The sequence below is a fragment of the Aeromonas sp. 600276 genome, from assembly GCF_049175815.1.
GTDB lineage: Bacteria > Pseudomonadota > Gammaproteobacteria > Enterobacterales > Aeromonadaceae > Aeromonas > Aeromonas dhakensis.
On the sequence record NZ_JAAKVU010000001.1, the window covers coordinates 310109 to 330635 of the forward strand.

Consider the following 20527-nt stretch of genomic DNA (forward strand, 5'->3'; position numbering starts at 1 on the left):
CTGCTGGCCAGATTTTTATGAAGCACCGAGCAATGAGACGCAGAAAACTCCCCCTGCACAACAACAAGTGGGTGCGCCGTATCCACGCCTGGGCCGGCTTTGCCACCCTCACCCTGATGCTGCTCTACGGCCTCACCGGCCTCTGGCTGCAACACCGGGCCGTGCTGCCGCTGCCCGGCCCCCACACCGATAAATCCAGCGAAGAGATAGTGCTGAGCGCGCCGCTGACCAGCCCGGATGAGCTGAAAAGCCTGCTGCAACAACGCTATGCAGCAGGGTTCGAGGAGGGGCGCGTCCAGCTCACCCCGCCCCAAACCCTGCCCACCCCCGACGGCCCGCTCACCCTGCCGGCCCGCTGGGAGCTGCGCGGCGTCACCCTGAGCGAAAGCGTGGCAGCCAGCTATGTGGAAGGCACATTGCTGGTGCGCACCGAACTGCAGCAGGCCAACTTCGCCGCCAGCCTCAACCGGCTGCACCGCGGCATGGGCACCGGCCTGCCGTGGCAGCTGGTGGGGGATCTGGCGGCGCTGGCCATGCTGCTGCTGGCCCTCACCAGCCTGTTGATGTGGAACAAGCTGCACGGCCCGGCCGCGCGCGGCATCGCCCTGCTGCTGCTGGGTGCCCTGGTCACGGTGCTGGTGGCCCTGCTCTAGCGCGTTTACCGACGGCAAAACGGGATCGGCCTCTCGGCGGCGGTAACCTTGCCTGCACCTCGGGTAACAAAGGGTAACCGGCCACCGATGGGGCTCACAGTTGCCGGCCTGGCGGCTGGATGGGGGCCGCCCGCAGCTGCTAGGGTGCGCCCTCAATCCCAGCGGCAAGAGGCAGCATGCGCATCTCCAGCATCGAATGCGGACGGGTGGTGGCCATCCTAGCGGTGATGACCATTCACCTCTCCCCCTTCAGCAATCCCTTCGATCCCACCCTGTGGGACGGCACGCCCTACCCCCTGCTCGGGGCCATCATCAACCAGCTCTGCCGCTTCGCGGTGCCGCTGTTCTTCCTCTGTGCCGGCTACTTTCTGCAACCCGCCCTCGCCGCAGGCCACCCCCTGACGGTGGCGCTGCGCTACTGCCGCCCCCTGCTGGGGCTCTGGCTGGCGTGGAGCCTGCTCTATCTGCTGATCCCCTTCAACCCCCTCGCGGCGGTGAGCGAGGGCTACCTGCCGGCCATGGCAGGCCAGTGGCAGATGCAGCTGGGGGATCCGCTCAACGTCTGGTGGGTGGGCGGCATGATCCACCTCTGGTTCCTGCCCGCCCTGATGCTGGCGGTGCTGATCCTGGCGCTCTGCCAGCAGGTCCGCCTGCCAAGGCTAGCCCTGCTGCTGGGGGCCCTGCTCTACGCCCTGGCCCTGCTCGGTGGCTCCTATGGCTCGCTGCTCCCGGGGGGCGAGTGGGCCCTGCTGACCCGCAACGGCCCCTTCTTTTCGCTGCTGTTCGTGGCCCTTGGCGCCGAGCTGCGCCTGCGCGTCTGGCAGCCGGACGCCAGGCGCTGCGCCCTGCTGATGATGGCGGGGATGGGGCTCTACGCCCTAGAGGCCGCAGGGCTGCTGCACTTTGTCGCCGTGCCCCTCAACCGCCACGACTTCCTGCTGGGTTCGCTCCCCTGGGCGCTGGGGCTGTTCGGCCTGCTGCTGGCCAATCCGGGCTGGGGCAAGGGCAGCTGGCTCGAGCGCCAGGCACCCAAGGTGCTGGGTCTCTACTGCCTGCACATGATGCTGGTGGTGTGGCTGATGATCTTCGGCCCGCAGGGCAAGCTGATGTGGTGGGAGCTGCTGAAGGTGCCGGCGCTGCTGGCGCTCACCCTGCTCGGCTATCGGCTGTTGGCGGCGATCCCGGTCAGTCGCTGGCTGCTGCGGGCCCGCTGAGGGGAATGAGGATGGGAGGGAGGCAGATCCCTCCCCACTCGAGGCTGAATGATGGGTTCAATTTTTATTCATCGCGGATAGATAAACTCCGGGACTCCTTAAACGCGAACCCAGGAGTCATCATCCCATGACGTTGTTCACCAAGACCCTGTTTACCAAGCAAGCCGGCCTTGTCCTCGTTCTGCTCGCCGCCAGCGGCTCCCTCAGCGCCGCCGAAATCGCCAACAACAACATCACCGAAGCCGAGATCAAGGCCGCCCAGGATGCCTGGGGCAAGGCCCTGATCCAGATCAGCGACGACTACCGCAGCGGCGGCATCGACAAGGCCAGAGCCACCGCCGGCGCCGTGCTCGACAGCGCCTACGGCTACGCTCAGGGGCCGGTACTGTTCAAGCCGACCCTGGCCGGCGGCGAGCAGACCTTTCGCATCAACCGGGAGGGGGCGCTGGCCTACTTCGTCGGCAACAACAAGGCCTATCCCGCCGACAGCGGCTTCGCCCTCAAGAACTGGCAGAGCTACGACTACAGCAATGCCGCCGTCTACATCAACGGCGACATGGCCCTCACCATGGGCAAGGTGCACCTGACCGACCGGGACAACAAGCAGACCACGGTCGACAAGACCTGGGGCTTCAAGAAGGGGGACGACGGCAAGGTTCGCATCGTGCTGCACCACTCCTCCCTCCCCTACGCCGGCTAACGGCAACAGGCGACCTGCGGGTCGCCTTTTTTGTTACGAGGGCTCCACTTTTGCCCGCTGGCGGGTGACGGCAGAGCCAGTGCTGCTACCATGCCCCTCTTTTGACGAATCCAGACGAGACACCCATGCAGATACGCCCCTTTACCCCGGCCGACACCGAGGCCGTCCTCGCCATCTGGCTGGAAGCCTCCCTGCAGGCCCACCACTTCATCGAGCCCGCTTACTGGCACGCCAACCTGGCGCCGATGCGGGAGAGCTACCTGCCCGCCGCCGACAGCCAGGTGCTCTGCCTGGGTGACCAGCTGCTTGGCTTCTACTCCCTGCACGAGGGCTCCCTGGCCGCCCTCTTCGTGGCCCCCGCGCAGCAGGGGAAAGGGCTGGGCAAGGCCCTGCTCGAGCACGCCAAGGGGCAGTTGCCGGCCCTGCGGCTGCAGGTCTATCAGCAGAACCGGACCGCGTGCGACTTCTATCGCGCGCAAGGGTTTCAGGTGGCGGCCGACGCCGTGGATCCCCACACCGGCTGCGCCGAGTGGGTAATGGTCTGGCCGGCGCAGGCTTAACAGCGCTCGGCGGGATGGGGGTCGGTGCGGGCCGCCTCCGCTTCACTCAGCGCCAGCAGATCGCCGTGGCTCAGCGCGAAGTCGTGCATCTGCTGGAGCAGGGGGATCAGGGCGACCCCGAGCGGGCTCAGGCTGTACTCCACCCTGGGTGGCACGTCGGGGTAGAGGGTGCGGATGATGACGCCGTCGCTCTCCAGCTCCTTGAGCTGGGCGGTGAGCACCTTCTGGCTCACCTCGGGCAGGCTGCGGCGCAGGTCGCCAAAGCGCAGGGTCTGCGCGCGCAGATGAAACAGGATGGCCGGTTTCCATTTGCCGGCCAGCAGGCGCAGCACCCGGTAGGCGGGACAGGGCAGTGAGGACAAGGGATGGCTCGCGAGTGGTTACTTTGCGGTAACTATGCCACGAAAATGTGCCTTCTTGCAGCCAAGTTGCCGGCTTCCTATGATGCGGGCTCAATCCATACAACGCCCACCAGAGGTGCACCATGCCCAGCCTGCTGCAGATCCATTTCAACTTCCCGGCCGAGCTGATGGGGCCGGCCCTCACGAGCGCGGCCATGCCGCTGGCCGAGTCCATCACCAAGGAGCCGGGCTTCATCTCCAAGATCTGGACCGAAAACCCGCGCACCGGCGAGGCGGGTGGCATCTATCTGTTTGAGGATGAGGCGAGCGCCCTCGCCTACGCCATCATGCACGAGCAGCGGGTGCTCGCCATGGGCGCCAGCGCGGTGCAGTTCAAGCTGTTCGACGTCAACGAACCCCTCAGCCGCCTCACCCACGGTCTGCAGTGATCCCCTCGCCCAGCGCCAGGCGGTAGCAGCCATCCTGCTGCCAGACAAAGCCCAGCCGCCGAAACAGCCGCTGGCTGGGCAGATTGTCCGGCTCGATATCCGCCACCAGCGTGGCAAGGCCGAGCTGGCGGGCATAGGCGATCAGGGCCGTCAGCGCCTCTGTCATCCACCCCTCTCCCCAATGTCTGCGAGCCAGCATGCAGCCCACCTCCGCCTGGCGCAGACCAGCCTCGCCCGCAAAGCTGTGCAGGCCGCAGGTGCCGATCAGGCGGCTGCGGTCGCGCACCACCAACCCCCACTCCAGCGACTCGCCGGCGGCCAGCAACCGCTCCACGCTCGCCAGCATCTGCGCCACGGTGGCGAGGGAGGGAAACGGCGGCTCGCCGACGAAGCGCATCACCAGAGGATCCCCGTAGATGGCGAACAGATCGGCGCTGTCTTTGGCATCAAACGCCCGCAACAGCAGCCGCGGGGTCGACAACGAAGGCAGTGTACGGGGCAGGGGCGGCAGGGCGCTGCGGTGCATCAGGCTCAAAAGCGCAGGGTCAGGCCGATATTGGCCTGCCACTGGGTCACCAGCTCGCCGCGCACCTTGAACACGCACTGGTCCGGGTTGCAGAGAAACTGGCTGTTGTCGTTGACCAGGGCGCCATAACCGCGCACCTCGGCCCGCAGCGCCAGATGTTCGGTCAGGCGCGGCTGCACCCCGAGCGCCAGCGACATGGAGGGGGCGACCTCGCTGTCGTAGGCGGCGAAGCGGGTCGCCCCGATCCCGGCGCCGATATAGGGGGCCATCAGGTTGTCCGACAGGGTGAGCGCCCCGGCGAAGTGGAGGGTATCCACCGTCAACCGCTCCGGCTGATCGGGGGAGAGGTGGGTGGACTGGTGGCTGTAGAGCAGCTCTATCATGCCGGGGTCGTCCACCTCCCTGCTGATGAACAGGCCCCAACTGCCGGAGCGCTCCCCCTGCAAGGACTCCAGCCGGGTGGCGACAGGCGTCGGTTGGGGGTCGTCGTTGGCCTCGAAGTCGATGGCCGAGCTGTAACCGAAGAACGGCGTCACCTGCCAGCCGGGGGCGGCCTCTCCCTCGGCGCTCCAGGCCTGCCCCAGCGGCAACAACAGCCCCATCATCATGATCCCTGTTCGTTTCATCACGGCTCCTCCGTGCGCTGCACCAGTGCCCGTCAAGCATATCAGAGCCCCCTGGCCCCTATCCTAAACCCAGCCTGTATCGCGCCGTTTTCGCCGCAAGGATCACACTCGGCCGTCCCGCCCGTTATTCATCCCCGATTAACCTCTGCCCCGTATGCTGGCCGGCAGCTGGCTCATGGTGGGCCGGTGCCACTCACCAGAAGGACACAGGGAATGGTTGCCGCGCAACTCAACGACCCCCAGAACAAGCTCTCCGACACCCTGCGGGCCACCGCCCACGCCATCGAGGATAGCCATATCAGCCTGCGCCAGATGCTGGCCCTGGTCGGCGAGCAGGGCATGCTGCTGTTTTGCGTGCTGCTCACCGTCCCCTTCCTGCTGCCGGTCTCCATTCCCGGCGTCAGCACCCCGTTTGGCCTGTTGATCCTGTTCATCGGCATCGGCATCACCCTCAACCGGGTGCCCTGGCTGCCCGCCATCCTGATGGAGCGCCGCTTCGCCGCAGATCAGCTCAAGCCGACCCTGCACAAGGGGGCGGATCTGCTGGCCCGCATCGACCGCTTCATCCGCCCGCGTCTGCTATTGCTGACCGGCAGCAGCACCATCAACCGCTGCAACGGCCTGCTGATCATGCTGGCGGCCCTGCTGCTGATGCTGCCGCTCGGGGCCATCCCCTTCACCAACGCCATGCCGGCCTGGGCCATTCTGCTCCTGGCCATCGGCATGCTGCAGCGCGACGGCCTGTTCGTCGCCAGCGGCTACCTGCTGGTGAGCGCCACCCTGGTCTGGTTCAGCGCCCTGGCCATCGGCCTGCTGATGGCCGGCCAGAGCGTCTCCACCCTGTTCGGCTAACGGTGAAACAAAGAAAAAGGGCGACCAGATGGTCGCCCTTTTTGACTTGTGCGGGATCCGCCGTTACAGCAGATCGTAGATAAGGGCCGAGATGGCCAGCAGCCCGATCACCAGCACGAAGAGGGTGCTCGCCCCGCGATAACGCTGGAGGGCGGGCAGACGATAGATGGAGCAGGCCGGCAGCAGGAACAGGATCACCGCGATGAGCGGCCCGCTTACCTTCTCGATGATCTCCAGCACGTTCGGGTTCAAGTAGGTGATGACCCCGGTCACCACGAACAGAATGACCGACGAGACCCGCGCGATGGTCGCTTCACGCAGCGACAGCCCCAGCCCCTGACAGGCTCCGTTCACCATGCTCACCGTCCCCTCGCTCACCCCCATGGAGGTGCCGAGGAAGGATTTGGACATGGCCAGAATGGCGATGAGCGGCCCCACGTAGGCGATCAGCGGATTGGAGAACTTGTTCGCCAGCGCCGACAGCACCGAAATATTGTCGATGCGGGCCTGCGCCATCTCGGCCTGACTCAGGCTCATCACGCAGCTCACCACGAAGAACAGCACGCTGCCGCAAATCAGCAGGCTGCTGCACTTGATGATCCGTTTGGCGCGCTGGTCGGCGCTCGCCTGACAGCGCTTCTTCTGCGCCGCACTGAAAGAGGAGATGATGGGGGCGTGGCTGAAGGAGAACACCATCACCGGCACAATCAGCCAGAGGGATTTCCAGAACGCCGGGTCGCGCCAGTCCACCCCCTGACTCTCGCTGAAGTAGGAGAGGCTCCACTGGGGCAGCAGATAGATGGAGAGGCCGATGAGGAAGGCGACCATGGGCAGGGCCAGCACGCTGATGGCCGACACCACGATCTGCTTGCCCGCCAGCAGCACCAGGTGCAGCCCCAGCATCACCCCCAACACCAGCATGCCGCGCGGGATCTCGGCATTGCCCAGCTGGTGCACCACAAAGCTCTGGATCGCGTTGGTGATGGAGATGCTGTAGACCAGAATGATGGGGTAGAAGGCCATCAGGTAGACCAGCATCAGCAGCTTGCCTGCCCGCGCACCGAAGTGCTCTTCCACCACGTGGGTAATATCCCCTTCCCGATGGGAGCTGGATAATACGAAACGACTCAATGCCCGATGGGAATAATAAGAAAGCGGAAATGCCATCAATAATATAAACAGCAAAATAACCGGCGAATTACTGCCAACGGTAATAGGGAGAAACAGTGTACCGGCACCGACCGCAGTGGCATATAAGCCCATGGTCCATACCGAATCACTTTTCTCCCATTTCAACTTTGATGCGGGATTACTCTTTTCAGCAATAGCAACACTCATTGCGATATACACCTTATTAATCTGTCATCTTTTATTTTATTGGCCCGTGTAATTAGGCTGGTGATATGCAGCGGCATATCGACCGGATCGTAGAAAAAACAAGCCCGCCTGCGATCAACATGATCACCAAGAGGAAACGGGGATGCCACGCTACCATCGTTGAAATCGCCATAAAGGTCAAGGTTAATAATTCATGACTGTTTGAATCAGCTTGTTTCAAAAGGAAATAAGATGTGTCATTTTGGCCTCAAGATAATCAATTCAGCTCCGTCTGATAACATAACGACAAAACCTCGATGAGTTGCTCAACAACTTGAATAAGGCCAGAGAGTGGCCCGTTAATATTAACAGCATCAGCCCGGCAATATCAGCCAATTATGCAATGAATGGCCCAGGCCGCCGCCGATATATTGGTGCCGGTCCTGCCGCCATATATCAGGGGGTTGGCTTCCCCTGTTTTGCCCCCTTGCGCTGGCCATCCGCAGGGCAGTGAGCGACCCGGTTGCGACCCGCCCGCTTGGCCCGATAGAGCCACTCGTCGGCGCGGGCCAGCGCCTGGTTGATCTCCTCCCCCGGCTGCACCAGGGTGGTGCCCAGACTGACGGTAAAGGCCACCGGATCTGCCGGTAGCGCCGCCACGGCGGCCCGGATCCGCTCCGCCAACGCCTGCAGATCCGGCTCGCTCATGCCGGGCAGCAGGATCAGAAACTCCTCGCCGCCGCTGCGCACGAACAGATCGTCCGCCCGCAGCTGGGCGGCCACGCAGTCGCAGAAGCGCTGCAGCGCCCGGTCGCCCTGCTGATGGCCGAAGCGATCGTTGATCTGCTTGAAGTGGTCTATGTCCAGCATCACCAGACTGCAGGGAGCCTCTCTCTCCCGCCGCTGCCGGCAGTGCTCGAAGAAATAGCGGCGGTTGTAGAGGCCGGTCAGCTGGTCGGTTTCGCTCTGCAGCTTGAGCCGCTGCTGCAGCTCGTGCTGGCCGGTAATGTTGCGGGTCACCCAGGCCACCGCCCGCTTGCCGTCGTAGCGGGAGGGCAGCGGGGCAATCTTGCCCTCGAAGCGCTGCATCCCCTGCGGCCCGACCGAGGCGTCGATCCCCTCCACCTCCACCGCCGCCAGCTCGTACTCCACCACCTGCACCTGGCCCGAATCCAGCGCCAGGGTCACCTGATCCATCACCCAGCGGGTCATGTCGGCGGGCAGCACATCGGCCAGTCGCTTGCCCGCCAGCGGGTTGCCATCCTGATAGGATTGCTGCTCCACCCCGCCGATGTATTCGATGTAGTAGCCGTCTTCGCTCAGGATGAAGACGGGATCGGGCAGCTGGGCCATCACTTCATATAATTGCTCGACCGAAAGTGCCATGCGGTTTCCTTGGATCCGGGGAACGAGAGGCGCACGCCGGGCTGGCCGCCTGCCCCAATTATCGTGCCGGGTGCGGCGCCGAACCAGCAGCGAATCCGGCCATTCATGGATGCGCATCAAGCAATACGGGAAAATAGCGCTTGCCCCGCCGCCCGTTGATCAAAAGAGCAGCAATCATGGATCTTCAAGCCACCTCACAAGGCGCCGCTGCGCCCGTTGTCTGTGGCGCCCTCATCCATTAGGCTGACCTTCCTGAGTCTGCCCTCCCGGCCGACTCACCCCCCATCAGCCCGGCCAGGCAGACGCCTGGCCCCGGAAAAGGATCGTCCAGATGAAGAGAGCCATAGTGAAAGCGCGCTTCGATGCCATCAGCATCGAGGGAGAACAGCTGACCGTGAAGATAGCCATCGGAGCCCCCGAGCCGGATCCCAAGTCCGCCGGCGGCGACTGGCGCTGCAAGGTGAAGCTGGACGGCCTTGGCAACAAGACCTTCATCTATGGCGTCGATGCCCTGCAGGCCCTCAGCCTCGCCCTCAAGTTCGTGGAGAGCGAGCTGCGCGCCTTCACCGATGCGGGCTGGCACTTCTACCTGCCCGGCAGCCCCGATCACCCGGTCGACATGGCCGCCTGCTACTTCCCGCAGTTGTGACGCCGGGCCGGCGGCAGCCGGGAAGGGGCAATAGCTTGACCAGATTGAGTCTGAACGGTTATTGATAGAGGCCCTTTACCCGGCTCTGGAGAGACCATGCACCTGACCCCGCCCCAACCCCCTGCCGAGCAGGATGTCGACGCGCTGCGCATCGGCCTGTCTGGCTACAACATCAGCCAGGCCGGCACCCACCTGCGCGAGCACATCGCCAGTTTTATCAAGGATGAAGCGGGCAAGGTGCACGGCGGCATCACCGCCGACCTCAAGTGGGGTTGGCTGCACGTGGACTGGCTCTGGATTGACGAGCGCATCCGCCAGGATGGCTGGGGCGGCCGCCTGCTCGCCACCATGGAGCAGTACGCCCGCAGCAAGGGCATCAGCAACTTTCATCTGGAAACCACCAGCTTCCAGGCGCTGCCCTTCTACCAGAAGCAGGGTTACCAGGTCTTTGGCGAGCTGCCGGACATGCCGCCCGGGCATACCACCTATTTTCTGAAAAAGCAGGTATGAGGTCGCTGTCGCCACTCACCACCAAGGGCAAGGGCAAGGCCAAACCCACGCTCCTCAGCTCGGCCTTGGGTGCACTGTGTCTGTTGCTGACCACAAGCCAGAACGCCATGGCCCTGTCGTTGCACGATCTGGATCCGGCGTTTGCGCGTTGTGAGGCAAGCAAGGCCCGCCACAAACCCGCGTTGCCTCCCAAAGAGGATCGCTTCTGGTTGCTGGAAAGAGAGCAGCAGGTGACTGTGCTTGTCTACCTGCATGAGAAGAGCATGGAACGCTGCACCGCAGCAGAGGTAGATGCGCTGGCGATCAAGGCGTTTCATCAGGCAGTCGCCGGAGACCGCACCTTGCTCGATGCCCTGATCAAAGCAAGAGCCACGACGCTCACGCCGGCTCAGCAGGCACAGTTACAGCAAGTTGGACAGACAGAGCTGGACAGACTGGCCAAGCTGACGGGCTTTGCACACCCTTTCTCGCTGCTCGATTACCTCAACCTGCTGGCCCCGCCCAAAGCGTGAAGGGCTGACAAACCTGTCAGCCCTTCGGCATCCTCAGTGGCTGGCGGAGCGACTGCCGCTCCAGAGCAGCTCGCCGCTGCGCAGCTCCATCAGGGTCATCGACAGCCGATAGCGGCTGCCCTCGGCCACCAGATCCCCGTACAGCATGTAGCCGGCGCCGGTCTGGCGACCGAGCCGCACCAGGGAGGCCGGGTTCATCCTGCCCTGCTGATACTCCAGCTGGCCGGTGATGGCCGCCACCTGACCCGGGTCGACAAAGCGAAAACCGCTCTTGCTCTGGATGCGCTTGCTCATGGCAGCCGCCATGGCTCGGGTGTCCACCGGCTCGCCGGTGCCGTTCTGGGGCGGGGTGAGCAGCAGCACCGGCTGACCGGTTTGCGCCAGCTCCCGTACCTCGGGGGCCTGCACAAACGCATCGGCCATGGCCAGCGCCAGCCCGGTCGGCGCCACCGGCTTGGGCAGCGGCGCCCCCGCATCTGGCTTGGTCACCGGTTTGTCCGGCTGGCTTACTGGCTGGTCCGGTTCACTGACCGGGGCCTGAGTGCCACCGTAGGGATTGACCGCACAACCGCCCAGCAGCAGGGCCCCCACCATCAACAAGGAACGCAGCTTCATCTTTTCTCTCCGCCAGAAGTCCGTAAACGGGCATCAACCACCGCCCGCATGGCGGAGCCCCTGCCCCGCATCCTCCTTATGCTAGAGACAAACCCCGGCGGGGTCGATGCACCCACCACCACAGGGCGACAGAGACTGGCGAAGCGGAGGGCACAAAAGGGTGGCAAGGCTTCACCCGATTCCGTTAGGGTAGCCTGAGCCCAGACGCCAGAGGAGCACCCCATGCACGGACCCGACCCCGCCAACCCGCACCCCATGGCGAGCTTCCCCCAGGTGTGCTTTATCAAGAACACCATCAAGGGGCCCAATATCGAGGTGGGTGACTACACCTACTACGATGACCCCGAGGATTCGGCAGACTTCGAGCGCAACGTCCTCTACCACTTCCCCTTCATCGGCGACAAGCTCATCATCGGCAAGTTCTGCGCCATCGCCCGCGGGGTGAAATTCATCATGAATGGCGCCAACCACCAGACCTCCGGCTTCTCCACCTACCCCTTCTTTATCTTCGGCAACGGCTGGGAGCATGCCGCTCCCGCCCCGGGCAGCCTCCCCTACAAGGGCGATACCGTCATCGGCAACGACGTCTGGATCGGCTTCGAGGCCCTGATCATGCCGGGGGTGAAGGTCGGTAACGGCGCCATCATCGCCGCCCGCGCCGTGGTCACCACTGACGTGCCCGATTACGCCGTGGTCGGCGGCAACCCCGCCAAGGTGATCCGCTACCGCTTCGACGACGACACCATCGCCCGTCTCAACGCCCTCGCCTGGTGGGACTGGCCGGTGGCGCGGATCAGCCAGCACGTGGCGCTGATTAGCAGCGGCGAGATAGCCACGCTGGAAGCGGCAACCCGATAGAGACGACCACCATCAAGCAGGAAGCACCATGCAACTAACCCCACCCCAACCGCCTCAGGCCCATGAATTCGAGGCCCTGCGTCGTGGCCTCAACGGTTTCAATGAGGCCGTAACGGGCCAACTGCTCCGCGAGCGGATTTCCAGCTTTACCAAAAATGAAGATGGGTGGTGCAGGGCGGTATTCTGGGGGAAATAAAATGGGGCTGACGCCATATCAGGGTGCTCCGAACCGATTAACCCCTGTACAAAAAAGCAATATAATTGTGCCAAGCTGTTAAATAATCAAATTAAAAACTCTCTATAGTTATCAAAGAACGAACAACATGGGATTTTGGATGCAGGAAAAAGCATCTATGAAAAATAGCAATATTTTTATCAAAAAACATTCGTAACTCGCCGTACTAGCATTGGTTGTTTATAGTAAACAGTCATACAATTGAAGTTGAAGAGCAACATTACCCTCTGTCGTAGAAACTTAACTACACACTGTCAATCAGAACATAAACGCTATTAAGGACACTTGCTACGCCATGATAAAAAATGCACATGAATTTGAAGTTTCCAGCTTAACTGGATATGTACAATTGATTGAAAGCTTTGGTAATTTAAATGAGTTATGGTTTCGTGGTGTATCAAACCATACTTTTAAACCTGTTCCTGGAATAATATGGAGAAATTTACATGATGATGAAGCAACGCTTGAACACAGATTTCTAGTTTCGTATAAATCCTATCTGAATGGTTATCCATTAAATGAATGGGAAACATATACATTAATGCAACATCATGGCTTACCGACACGCATGTTAGATTGGTCTGAATCTGCCTTAGTCGCATTATATTTTGCTATATCTTCAGACTTAGAGTCTGAAGATATAGGCGCAGTATGGTGCATCAGCCCTTATGAATTAAATGAAATTACTATTGGTACTAACCGAGTTTACTGCCCTGCGGAACTAAGAGCAAAAAAGGTTGGAAGTGTAAACATTGATGATTACTTGCCACCTAATTTGAACCCTCAGATTTCAAATCTACCAAAAAAACCTATTGCAATTAACGCGAGCCAGTCCAACAAACGCGTGTCGTCTCAAAAAGGATGCTTTACTGTTCATGGATCTGAGAATGATAGCATTGATATGATAATGGATGATTCAAAAAGTTTTCGATTAATAAAAATTAATGTCAAAGGCCGAGATGAAAAACTTAAAATGTTATCAAATCTTTCCAAACTTGGCATAGATGAAGAATTCATTTATCAAGACTTGGATTCTTTATGCACAAGAATAAAAAGAGAGGTTGGGTGTAACTAACTGCTGCAATCCCGTAGGGTGTAATGAAGGAAGTGAATTGCACCTCTATATTAGGCCTCCAATACCAATAAGCAGTGCAATGCGCTCCGCTTATTGCACCATACGGCTGACTTTGAAGTTATGGCGGGCACGGTATTGTTCCCCCTTTTATTCGCTGAGGCGAGCCCGCTTGTCCAGGCCGCGAGACAGGATGTCGAGCGAGCGACGCCGGGCCATGGACGGCCCGTCGCCGCGTGCCGTCGGACAAGCGGGTGAGCCGAAGGCACCCGACGCAGTCGGGCGAATAAGCGGGGGAGAAGACCTTTGGTGACTTTGGGTCTTTCCAAAGTCACTCGCCCGGCCAGAAGGGCGGGCGAAACCCCCTTCGAGGCCGACGGCCTCGCATCCTGCACGGCAAAGCCGTGCCACCACACAACGGCTCCTGCCGCCAACGGCATGCCTCGGAACGGACGATTACGCCTGACGGCTAATCGACCCTACGATTGCACGGTGTAGCCGTGCCTGCTTGCCACAGGCACGGAGTCTGGCTGAACACGCCCGGATGCCACCGGCAAAGGGGCGTGGCCGCCCCTATCGGCCCAGGAAGGGCTCCCAATCCTTGAACACCGGCTGCAACCCTGCCTGCCGCACGGCGGCGGCCACTTCCCCCACCGGGCGGTCGTCGTGGATGGCGAACTGCTCCAGCTCCTCTTTATCCCCCTCGGCATAGCCACCCGGCTGGGTGCGCGACTCGGCCGACATCTGGGTGATGCCGAGGCGCACCGCGCCGTTGCGAAAGGTGGCCGACTCGCGGGTCGAGAGGGACAAGTCCAGGGTCGGCGAGAAGAGGCGCCAGGCGCAGATAAGCTGGGCCAGCTGGCGATCCGACATGATAACTTCCGGCTCCAGCCCGCCGGTGCAGGGACGCAGGCGCGGGAAGGAGAGGGAGTAGCGGCTCTGCCAGTGGTGGCGCTCAAGCCAGGCGAGGTGCTCGGCGACAAAATAACTGTCGGCACGCCAGTCCGCGGAGAGACCGATCAGCGCCCCCAGCCCGATTTTGTCGATACCGGCGCGGCCGAGCCGATCCGGCGTGGCGAGGCGCCATGCGATGTCCCGCTTGTTGCCGCGCAGGTGGTGGCGGGCGTAGGTGGGGGCGTGGTAGGTCTCCTGATAGACCATGACCGAATCGAGGCCGAGGGTCTTGAGCTCGGCATATTCGGCCTGCGAGAGGGGCTGCACCTCCATCCCAACCGTGCTGAAGTGGCGGCGGATGATGGGCATCACCTCGCGAAAATAGGCGAGCCCCACCTTGTGCTCGTGCTCGCCGGTCACCAGCAGCACGCTGTCAAAACCGCGCGCCTTGATGGCCAGACACTCGCGCTCAATCTCCTCTGTATTCAAGGTCTTGCGCTTGAGGCGGTTGCTCATGGAGAAGCCGCAGTAGGTGCAGTCGTTGGCACAGAGGTTCGACAGATAGAGCGGCACATAGAAGCCGATGGTGTTGCCAAAGCGCTGGCGAGTCAGCCGCTCGGCCTCTGCTGCCATCTGCGGCAGGTACGCTTCGGCGGCTGGGGAGATCAGCGCCATAAAATCGGCCAGCGTGCGACGGGGGGCGCTCAGGGCTCGCGCCACATCGGCGGCGGTCTTGGCGCGGATCTGCATGCCGATATCGTCCCACTCCAGCTCCTGCCATCGGTCGAGAAAGGTAGGCTCCTTAGCCCTCCCCCCCGGCGCCCTCACCCCCAGCCCCTCTCCCAGAGGGAGAGGGGGGCAAACCTCTGGCTGCCCTTGGGGCAAGGGGGAGATGTTCATGGTCGCCCCTGTTTCATGACTCATAACGCCCCCAGAAAATCGGTAAGCGGGCTGGAGGCTTGGGCCTGCAGGGCGCGGGCGCCAAGGCCTGCTTCATAGGCGCTACGGCCTGCCTCACAGGCCAACGCAAAGGCGCGGCCCATGGCGACCGGGTCGCCGCTCACCGCGATGGCAGTGTTGACCAGCACGGCATCGGCGCCCAGCTCAAAGGCGGCGGCCGCGTGGCTCGGCGCACCGATCCCCGCATCCACCACCACAGGCACATTGGCCTGCTCGACGATGATGGATAGAAACTCCCGGGTCACCAGCCCCTGATTGGAGCCAATGGGCGCGCCGAGCGGCATCACGGCGGCGCAGCCCACCTCTTCCAGCCGTTTGCAGAGCACGGGGTCGGCGCCGCAGTAGGGCAACACCACAAAGCCCTCTTTCACCAGCTGCTCGGCGGCTTTCAGCGTCTCGATGGGATCGGGCAGCAGGTAACGAGGATCGGGGTGGATCTCCAGCTTGAGCCAGTTCGTCCCCAGCGCCTCGCGGGCCAGGTGGGCGGCAAATACCGCCTCGGCGGCGGTCTTGGCGCCGGAGGTGTTGGGCAGCAGCTTGACCCCGAGTTGCAGCAAGGGGCTCAGGATATCGTCGTGGGCCTTGCCCGGTTCGAGCCGCTTGATGGCCATGGTGACCAACTGGGAACCGCTCGCCTCGATGGCGGCGGCCATCAGTTCCGGGCGGGCAAACTTGCCGGTGCCGGTAAAGAGGCGCGAGGAGAAGGTGTGATCGGCAATCTTGAGCATGTCAGCCTCCGGCAATGGCGGTGAAGAGGTGGAGTTCGTCCCCGTCATTGAGACGGGTCTCGGCCCAGCGGCCTCGGGGCAGCACGGCGCCGTTAAGGGCCACCGCCACCCCCTGTGGATTAACGTCTTGCGCCGCCAGCAGGTCGGCCACACTCTGCCCTGCCGCCAGCGACTGGGCTTTATCGTTGAGTCGAATGGTCAAGGTCATGGGGTGATCTCCTTATCGTGTGTCAGGCATCGGCGCTGTCCGCAAACCGGGCAATCGGGATCCGGGGCCAGAGTGAGGGTCTGCCACTGATGGGCCAGCGCATCGAAGCGGCGCAATGTACCGGCGACCGGGCTTGGCAGGCCGAGCAACAGTTTCAGTGCCTCCAGCGCCTGCAGGGTGCCCATCACCCCGACCAGCGGGCCGGTGACGCCGCTGGTCTCGCAGCTCTGACTGACTTTCGTATCCTGCGGATAGAGGCAGGCGTAGCAGGCGTGATCGCTGTTTACTCGTGCCATAAGCTGTCCCTGCCAGCCCACAGCGGCGGCGGAGATCCAGGGCTTGCCCTGCTCCACGCAGGCGGCGTTGATGGCCTGGCGGGTGGCCAGGTTGTCGCAGCAGTCGACAACCAGATCCACCTCTTCCACAAAACCGGGCAGGCTGGCAGCATCGAGCCGCTGATTGATGGCGATCAGCTCCACCAGCGGGTTGTGGGCGGCCAAGCGCTCGCGGGCCAGCTCCGCCTTGGAGTGGTTGACCGCATCGACATCGAACAGGATCTGGCGCGGCAGATTGCTGGAATCCACCGTGTCGCCATCGGCGAGCCAGAGGGTGCCCACACCGGCCCCGGCCAGATAGAGGGCCAGCGGCGAGCCAAGCCCCCCCAGGCCCACGATCAACACAGATTTATCCTTGAGCCGCGCCTGACCGGCTTCCCCGATCTCCCCCAGCATCAGCTGGCGACCGTAGCGCAAATACTCTTCGTCACTGAGAGACGCGGCATCAGAGAGCATGGTCCACCTCTCTTATGGCCGTGGCCGAACGTGGCGCGTCCCCCTCCCCCACGGCGGCGAGCAGCCGCTCGGTCGCCCCCTGCCAGTCGTCGCTCGCCGTGATGGCCGAGACCAGGGCGATGCTGCCGACCCCACTCTCTTTTACCGCCGCGACCCGCTCCTCGCTGATGCCGCCGATGGCGACCGTCGGCCAGTCGCACATCAGGGCGCGGTAGCGGTGCAGCCGCTCCAGCCCCTGCGGGCGCGAAGGCATGGCCTTGGTGTTGGTCGGGAAGATATGACCCAGCGCTATATAGGAGGGGGTCAGCTCGCGGGCACGCATCAGCTCGAAGTAGCCGTGGGTGGAGATGCCAAGGCGCAGCCCGGCGGCCTGAATGGCGGCGAGATCGGCAGTCTCCATGTCCTCCTGCCCCAGGTGCACGCCCCAGGCGCCCGCCTCGATGGCCTGCTGCCAGTAGTCGTTGATAAAGAGTCGCGCCCCATGGCGGCGACCGAGCGCCACTGCATCACGAATGGCCGGCGCCACCTGAGCGGCGGGCAGATCCTTGATGCGCAGCTGGATAGTTTTGACCCCGGCTCCCAGCAGGCGTTTGAGCCACTTGACCGAATCCACCACCGGATAGAGGCCGAGGTTGTGTTCGGTCGGCGCGAAGGGGCCCTGCGGCAGGCGGGCACCGCTTGTCTCATACAGGCCGAAGCGGCGATCCAGGGCTGACCCCGCCAGCACGGCGCGGGGGAAGTGGGCAAGATCGGCTGGCCAGCCGAGATGGGCGATGGGGCCGGGGCCCGCCCCCACCCCCTGCGCCGCTGCCAAGCCTTGTTGCAGGTAGGCGCGCGCCAGGGTGATGGCGTCCTCCACCGGATAGTCCTGCGCCACTACCGCCGCGATGGCGCTAGCGTAGCAGCAGCCGGTGCCGTGGCCGTGGCGGGTATCGAGGCGCGGCGCGGTGAGCCAGAATTCGCGGGTCTCGTCCTGGTAGTAGTCCAGACACAGATCCCCGCTCCACGCAAGGTGGCCCCCCTTGACCAGCACGGCGCGGGCGCCGAGTTCGCGCAGCCGCCGCGCGGCGAGGCGCACCAGCTCAGGGCTGGTGGCGGGCAGGCCGGTCAGGGCTTCCAGCTCGGGGCCGTTGGGGGTAATCAAGGAGAGGCGCGGCAACAGCTGTTCGCGCACTGCCTCCAGCATATTGGGCTCCGCCATGGGGGTGCCGGTGCTGGCGATGGCCACCGGGTCGTAGACCACGAAGGGGGCCGGGGTGGCTGCCAGTCGGCGGGCCAGCACCTCCACATGCAGCCGGGTCGGCAGCAGACCGATCTTGATGGCGGCGGGTGGCAGATCGACGCTAAGGGCGTCGATCTGGGCGGTGAAGGTCTGCATCAGCACGGGGTCGACCATCTTCACCGCCACCGAGTTCTGGGCCGTGATGGCGGAGATGACGGAGCAGCCGTGCACGCCAAGGTCATGCAATGTGTGCAGGTCGGCCTGAATGCCGGCCCCGCCGCCGGAGTCTGACCCGGCGATGGTCCAGACCACGGGACGGGCCTGCGTCACCGCGGACAGGTCGGCGGGGCTGACAGCCCCGCGCTCGCTGCTCACGCCTCCTCCCCTGCGGCCTGCTTCAGGGTCGCCGCCTGGTGGTAGATCTCGCCGCCGGTCTCCTTGAAGGTCTCGGCCATCCGCGCCATGCCGCTCTCGACGTCGGTCTGCTTGAAGGTCTCGGGCTCCTTGTGGGCCATGCCGCTCTCCACCTCGGCCACCACACGCTCCTGCTGGCCATCCATGCCCACCAGCTTGATCTCCACCGCTTCGAGTTTCGCCGCATAGTCGCGCACGTCCTGGGTGATCTTCATGGAGCAGAACTTGGGCCCGCACATGGAGCAGAAGTGGGCCACCTTGCCGGACTCCTGGGGCAGGGTCTCGTCGTGGTAGGCGCGGGCGGTGTCGGGATCCAGCGCCAGATTGAACTGATCCTCCCAGCGGAACTCGAAACGCGCCTTGGACATGGCGTTGTCGCGGATCTGGGCGCCCGGGTGGCCCTTGGCCAGATCCGCGGCGTGGGCGGCGATCTTGTAGGTGATCAGCCCCTGCTTGACGTCTTCCTTGTTCGGCAGGCCCAGGTGCTCCTTGGGGGTCACGTAGCAGAGCATGGCGCAGCCGTACCAACCGATAAGCGCGGCGCCGATGCCGGAGGTGAAGTGATCGTAACCCGGGGCAATGTCGGTGGTGAGCGGGCCCAGGGTATAGAAGGGCGCCTCATGGCAGTGCTCCAGCTGCTCGGTCATGTTGCGCTCGATCATGTGCATGGGCACGTGGCCGGGGCCCTCGATCATCACCTGCACGTCGTATTCCCAGGCGATCTTGGTGAGCTCGCCCAGGGTGCGCAGCTCGGCGAACTGGGCCTCGTCGTTGGCGTCGTAGACAGAGCCCGGACGCAGGCCGTCACCCAGCGACAGACTGACGTCGTAGGCGGCGCAGATCTCGCAGATCTCGCGGAAGTGCTCGTAGAGGAAGTTCTCCTTGTGATGGGAGAGGCACCACTTGGCCATGATGCTGCCACCGCGCGACACGATGCCGGTGAGGCGCTTGGCGGTCATCGGCACGAAGCGCAGCAAGACGCCGGCGTGGATGGTGAAGTAGTCTACCCCCTGCTCGGCTTGTTCGAGCAGGGTGTCGCGGAACAGCTCCCAGGTGAGGTCTTCGGCAATGCCGTTGGTCTTCTCCAGCGCCTGGTAGATGGGCACTGTACCGATGGGGACCGGGCTGTTGCGCAGGATCCACTCGCGGGTCTCGTGGATGTAGCGGCCGGTGGAGAGATCCATCACGGTGTCGGCGCCCCAGCGGGTGGACCAGACCAGCTTCTCCACTTCCTCTTCGATGCTGGAGGTGACCGCCGAGTTGCCGATGTTGGCGTTGATCTTCACCAGGAAGTTGCGGCCGATGATCATGGGCTCGGCTTCCGGGTGGTTGATGTTGCTGGGGATGATGGCACGCCCGGCGGCTACTTCATCGCGCACGAACTCGGGGGTGATGTTCTCCGGCAGTCTGGCGCCAAAGCCCTGACCCGGATGCTGGGTACGCAAGAGCTCGGAGCGCACCCGCTCGCGGCCCATGTTCTCGCGCAGGGCGATAAATTCCATCTCGGGGGTGACGATGCCGGCGCGGGCGTAGTGCAGCTGGGTCACCCGGCGGCCCGGCTTGGCGCGGCGAGCGCTCGGCAGGTGTTCGAAGCGCAGGTGATCCAGCCCCTCGTCGGCCAGGCGCTCCTGGGTGAAGACGGAGCTCAGGCCCTCCAGCGCCTCGGTGTCATCGCGCTCCAGCACCCAGTTTTCACGCAGGCGCGGCAGACCGCGGCGCACGTCGATGGGGGCAGCCTCTTCCCCATAGAGGCCCGAGGTGTCGTAGACCGGCACCGGCTCGTTGGGCTCGAACTGGGGGGCTTCCTTGGTGCCGCCGACAAAGGTGTCGGCCAGCTGGATCTCCCGCAAAGGCACCCGGATATCGGGGCGGGAGCCTTCAATAAAGATGCGGCGGGAGTTGGGGTGAGCCATCCCCTTCAGGTTGTCGATAAAGGTCTGGGCGCTGGAGCGCTGCTCGCGGCGGCTGGATTTGGCGGTATCAGCAACATTGGTAGACATAGCAAAACTCACATTAACTGGTTGAAGTTATGGGTGTTTGCTTGTCTGGAGTTCGAGGAGAAGATGAACTTGCGGCGGTGTGTGCTCGGGGGAGTGAGTCGGGCATGGATCTTCCCAGCTCTGCCATCCCGGTGTTTCCCTAGTCTGGAAACCCGGCGCCCTATGGACGACCGGATGGGACAGCCTCCCCCTCTGCGCCTGAGCCATCGCGGGCGGACCCCTTGATGGGTGGGGC

23 protein-coding genes are annotated in these 20527 nt (G+C 63.3%); 11 read left to right on the forward strand and 12 right to left on the reverse strand.

The features are described from left to right. The first annotated feature begins 32 nt into the window (after window positions 1-32). The 4 genes from G5134_RS01470 (at window position 33) to G5134_RS01485 (ending at window position 3127) form a co-directional block, all read left to right on the forward strand. The gene (locus G5134_RS01470) at window positions 33-653 is read left to right on the forward strand and encodes a PepSY-associated TM helix domain-containing protein (RefSeq protein WP_421231826.1); all 621 of its coding nucleotides are present in this window, start codon (window positions 33-35) and stop codon (window positions 651-653) included. 176 nt (window positions 654-829) lie between these two features. After that, window positions 830-1867, forward strand: coding sequence for an acyltransferase (locus G5134_RS01475; RefSeq protein WP_421231827.1), 1038 nt, complete (start codon window positions 830-832; stop codon window positions 1865-1867). Window positions 1868-1994: 127 nt separating this feature from the next. Next, window positions 1995-2567 carry a hypothetical protein gene (locus G5134_RS01480; protein ID WP_005308223.1) on the forward strand — a complete coding sequence of 191 codons (573 nt, stop codon included), beginning with the start codon at window positions 1995-1997 and terminating at the stop codon, window positions 2565-2567. Window positions 2568-2692: 125 nt separating this feature from the next. Then, on the forward strand, window positions 2693-3127 hold the full coding sequence (locus G5134_RS01485; protein WP_421231828.1) for an N-acetyltransferase: 435 nt from the start codon (window positions 2693-2695) through the stop codon (window positions 3125-3127). Here G5134_RS01485 and G5134_RS01490 read toward each other — a convergent pair. Further along, complete coding sequence (locus G5134_RS01490) at window positions 3124-3489, reverse strand: winged helix-turn-helix transcriptional regulator (protein ID WP_421231829.1); 366 nt, start codon at window positions 3487-3489, stop codon at window positions 3124-3126. The genes G5134_RS01485 and G5134_RS01490 overlap by 4 nt on opposite strands. A gap of 122 nt (window positions 3490-3611) precedes the next feature. Here G5134_RS01490 and G5134_RS01495 point away from each other — a divergent pair, with 122 nt between their 5' ends. Then, window positions 3612-3917, forward strand: a complete 306-nt coding sequence (locus G5134_RS01495) for a monooxygenase (protein WP_019841019.1) — start codon at window positions 3612-3614, stop codon at window positions 3915-3917. Here the strand turns inward: G5134_RS01495 and G5134_RS01500 are convergent. Continuing rightward, window positions 3898-4443: a GNAT family N-acetyltransferase gene (locus G5134_RS01500; protein WP_329267442.1), complete on the reverse strand. Its 546-nt coding sequence runs from the start codon at window positions 4441-4443 to the stop codon at window positions 3898-3900. The two genes, G5134_RS01495 and G5134_RS01500, sit on opposite strands and share 20 nt — an antisense overlap. Before the next feature lie 5 nt (window positions 4444-4448). After that, complete coding sequence (locus tag G5134_RS01505; RefSeq protein WP_043171484.1) at window positions 4449-5069, reverse strand: outer membrane beta-barrel protein; 621 nt, start codon at window positions 5067-5069, stop codon at window positions 4449-4451. A gap of 213 nt (window positions 5070-5282) precedes the next feature. On the opposite strand from G5134_RS01505, the gene G5134_RS01510 reads away from it, so the two are divergent. Then, on the forward strand, window positions 5283-5921 hold the full coding sequence (locus G5134_RS01510; protein WP_005308210.1) for an exopolysaccharide biosynthesis protein: 639 nt from the start codon (window positions 5283-5285) through the stop codon (window positions 5919-5921). Between the two features lie 63 nt (window positions 5922-5984). On the opposite strand, the gene G5134_RS01515 is transcribed toward G5134_RS01510, so the two are convergent. After that, window positions 5985-7259 carry an amino acid permease gene (locus G5134_RS01515; protein ID WP_421231830.1) on the reverse strand — a complete coding sequence of 425 codons (1275 nt, stop codon included), beginning with the start codon at window positions 7257-7259 and terminating at the stop codon, window positions 5985-5987. Window positions 7260-7694: 435 nt separating this feature from the next. Further along, on the reverse strand, window positions 7695-8624 hold the full coding sequence (locus tag G5134_RS01520; RefSeq protein ID WP_017783669.1) for a GGDEF domain-containing protein: 930 nt from the start codon (window positions 8622-8624) through the stop codon (window positions 7695-7697). Between the two features lie 331 nt (window positions 8625-8955). Here G5134_RS01520 and G5134_RS01525 point away from each other — a divergent pair, with 331 nt between their 5' ends. The 3 genes from G5134_RS01525 (at window position 8956) to G5134_RS01535 (ending at window position 10295) form a co-directional block, all read left to right on the forward strand. After that, entirely contained in the window at window positions 8956-9273 is a 318-nt protein-coding gene (locus G5134_RS01525; RefSeq protein WP_005308203.1) for a DUF6968 family protein, read from the forward strand. 96 nt (window positions 9274-9369) lie between these two features. Further along, window positions 9370-9783: a GNAT family N-acetyltransferase gene (locus G5134_RS01530; RefSeq protein WP_117405468.1), complete on the forward strand. Its 414-nt coding sequence runs from the start codon at window positions 9370-9372 to the stop codon at window positions 9781-9783. After that, window positions 9780-10295 carry a hypothetical protein gene (locus tag G5134_RS01535; RefSeq protein ID WP_219326143.1) on the forward strand — a complete coding sequence of 172 codons (516 nt, stop codon included), beginning with the start codon at window positions 9780-9782 and terminating at the stop codon, window positions 10293-10295. The genes G5134_RS01530 and G5134_RS01535 overlap by 4 nt, the downstream gene beginning before the upstream one ends. A 33-nt stretch (window positions 10296-10328) precedes the next feature. On the opposite strand, the gene G5134_RS01540 is transcribed toward G5134_RS01535, so the two are convergent. Then, window positions 10329-10910 carry a hypothetical protein gene (locus G5134_RS01540; RefSeq protein ID WP_010635332.1) on the reverse strand — a complete coding sequence of 194 codons (582 nt, stop codon included), beginning with the start codon at window positions 10908-10910 and terminating at the stop codon, window positions 10329-10331. Between the two features lie 222 nt (window positions 10911-11132). On the opposite strand from G5134_RS01540, the gene G5134_RS01545 reads away from it, so the two are divergent. Beyond that, on the forward strand, window positions 11133-11768 hold the full coding sequence (locus tag G5134_RS01545) for a Vat family streptogramin A O-acetyltransferase (protein ID WP_421231831.1): 636 nt from the start codon (window positions 11133-11135) through the stop codon (window positions 11766-11768). A 530-nt stretch (window positions 11769-12298) separates the two neighbouring features. Continuing rightward, complete coding sequence (locus G5134_RS01550; RefSeq protein WP_421231832.1) at window positions 12299-13078, forward strand: FRG domain-containing protein; 780 nt, start codon at window positions 12299-12301, stop codon at window positions 13076-13078. A 570-nt stretch (window positions 13079-13648) separates the two neighbouring features. On the opposite strand, the gene thiH is transcribed toward G5134_RS01550, so the two are convergent. Genes thiH through thiC form a run of 6 tightly spaced genes read right to left on the reverse strand, consistent with a single transcriptional unit; the run spans window position 13649 to window position 20292 of the window. After that, a complete protein-coding gene (thiH, locus tag G5134_RS01555; protein ID WP_421231842.1) occupies window positions 13649-14869 on the reverse strand; it encodes a 2-iminoacetate synthase ThiH in 1221 nt (406 codons plus the stop codon). 20 nt (window positions 14870-14889) lie between these two features. After that, window positions 14890-15657, reverse strand: a complete 768-nt coding sequence (locus G5134_RS01560; protein WP_201941516.1) for a thiazole synthase — start codon at window positions 15655-15657, stop codon at window positions 14890-14892. Between the two features lies 1 nt (window position 15658). Beyond that, window positions 15659-15865 (reverse strand): sulfur carrier protein ThiS, encoded by a 207-nt coding sequence (gene thiS, locus G5134_RS01565; RefSeq protein WP_005308183.1) that lies wholly within the window; start codon window positions 15863-15865, stop codon window positions 15659-15661. After that, window positions 15862-16656, reverse strand: a complete 795-nt coding sequence (locus G5134_RS01570; RefSeq protein ID WP_421231833.1) for a HesA/MoeB/ThiF family protein — start codon at window positions 16654-16656, stop codon at window positions 15862-15864. Before G5134_RS01570 ends, thiS begins: the two co-directional genes overlap by 4 nt. Next, window positions 16646-18253, reverse strand: a complete 1608-nt coding sequence (gene thiE, locus G5134_RS01575) for a thiamine phosphate synthase (protein ID WP_065017397.1) — start codon at window positions 18251-18253, stop codon at window positions 16646-16648. The genes G5134_RS01570 and thiE overlap by 11 nt, the downstream gene beginning before the upstream one ends. Continuing rightward, window positions 18250-20292 (reverse strand): phosphomethylpyrimidine synthase ThiC, encoded by a 2043-nt coding sequence (gene thiC, locus G5134_RS01580; protein WP_065017396.1) that lies wholly within the window; start codon window positions 20290-20292, stop codon window positions 18250-18252. The genes thiE and thiC overlap by 4 nt, the downstream gene beginning before the upstream one ends. Window positions 20293-20527: the final 235 nt, after the last annotated feature.

Bases quoted from the DNA above. Each gene is read 5' to 3' on its own strand.
- G5134_RS01530 (WP_117405468.1), top strand. From the start codon at position 9,370: ATGCACCTGACCCCGCCCCAACCCCCTGCCGAGCAGGATGTCGACGCG.
- G5134_RS01485 (WP_421231828.1), top strand. From the start codon at position 2,693: ATGCAGATACGCCCCTTTACCCCGGCCGACACCGAGGCCGTCCTCGCC.
- G5134_RS01480 (WP_005308223.1), top strand. From the start codon at position 1,995: ATGACGTTGTTCACCAAGACCCTGTTTACCAAGCAAGCCGGCCTTGTC.
- G5134_RS01540 (WP_010635332.1), bottom strand. From the start codon at position 10,910: ATGAAGCTGCGTTCCTTGTTGATGGTGGGGGCCCTGCTGCTGGGCGGT.
- G5134_RS01525 (WP_005308203.1), top strand. From the start codon at position 8,956: ATGAAGAGAGCCATAGTGAAAGCGCGCTTCGATGCCATCAGCATCGAG.
- G5134_RS01495 (WP_019841019.1), top strand. From the start codon at position 3,612: ATGCCCAGCCTGCTGCAGATCCATTTCAACTTCCCGGCCGAGCTGATG.
- G5134_RS01515 (WP_421231830.1), bottom strand. From the start codon at position 7,259: ATGAGTGTTGCTATTGCTGAAAAGAGTAATCCCGCATCAAAGTTGAAA.
- G5134_RS01520 (WP_017783669.1), bottom strand. From the start codon at position 8,624: ATGGCACTTTCGGTCGAGCAATTATATGAAGTGATGGCCCAGCTGCCC.
- thiC (WP_065017396.1), bottom strand. From the start codon at position 20,292: ATGTCTACCAATGTTGCTGATACCGCCAAATCCAGCCGCCGCGAGCAG.
- G5134_RS01535 (WP_219326143.1), top strand. From the start codon at position 9,780: ATGAGGTCGCTGTCGCCACTCACCACCAAGGGCAAGGGCAAGGCCAAA.
- G5134_RS01560 (WP_201941516.1), bottom strand. From the start codon at position 15,657: ATGCTCAAGATTGCCGATCACACCTTCTCCTCGCGCCTCTTTACCGGC.
- G5134_RS01505 (WP_043171484.1), bottom strand. From the start codon at position 5,069: ATGAAACGAACAGGGATCATGATGATGGGGCTGTTGTTGCCGCTGGGG.
- thiH (WP_421231842.1), bottom strand. From the start codon at position 14,869: ATGAACATCTCCCCCTTGCCCCAAGGGCAGCCAGAGGTTTGCCCCCCT.
- thiS (WP_005308183.1), bottom strand. From the start codon at position 15,865: ATGACCTTGACCATTCGACTCAACGATAAAGCCCAGTCGCTGGCGGCA.
- G5134_RS01475 (WP_421231827.1), top strand. From the start codon at position 830: ATGCGCATCTCCAGCATCGAATGCGGACGGGTGGTGGCCATCCTAGCG.
- G5134_RS01470 (WP_421231826.1), top strand. From the start codon at position 33: ATGAGACGCAGAAAACTCCCCCTGCACAACAACAAGTGGGTGCGCCGT.
- G5134_RS01550 (WP_421231832.1), top strand. From the start codon at position 12,299: ATGATAAAAAATGCACATGAATTTGAAGTTTCCAGCTTAACTGGATAT.
- G5134_RS01570 (WP_421231833.1), bottom strand. From the start codon at position 16,656: ATGCTCTCTGATGCCGCGTCTCTCAGTGACGAAGAGTATTTGCGCTAC.
- G5134_RS01500 (WP_329267442.1), bottom strand. From the start codon at position 4,443: ATGCACCGCAGCGCCCTGCCGCCCCTGCCCCGTACACTGCCTTCGTTG.
- G5134_RS01545 (WP_421231831.1), top strand. From the start codon at position 11,133: ATGCACGGACCCGACCCCGCCAACCCGCACCCCATGGCGAGCTTCCCC.
- G5134_RS01510 (WP_005308210.1), top strand. From the start codon at position 5,283: ATGGTTGCCGCGCAACTCAACGACCCCCAGAACAAGCTCTCCGACACC.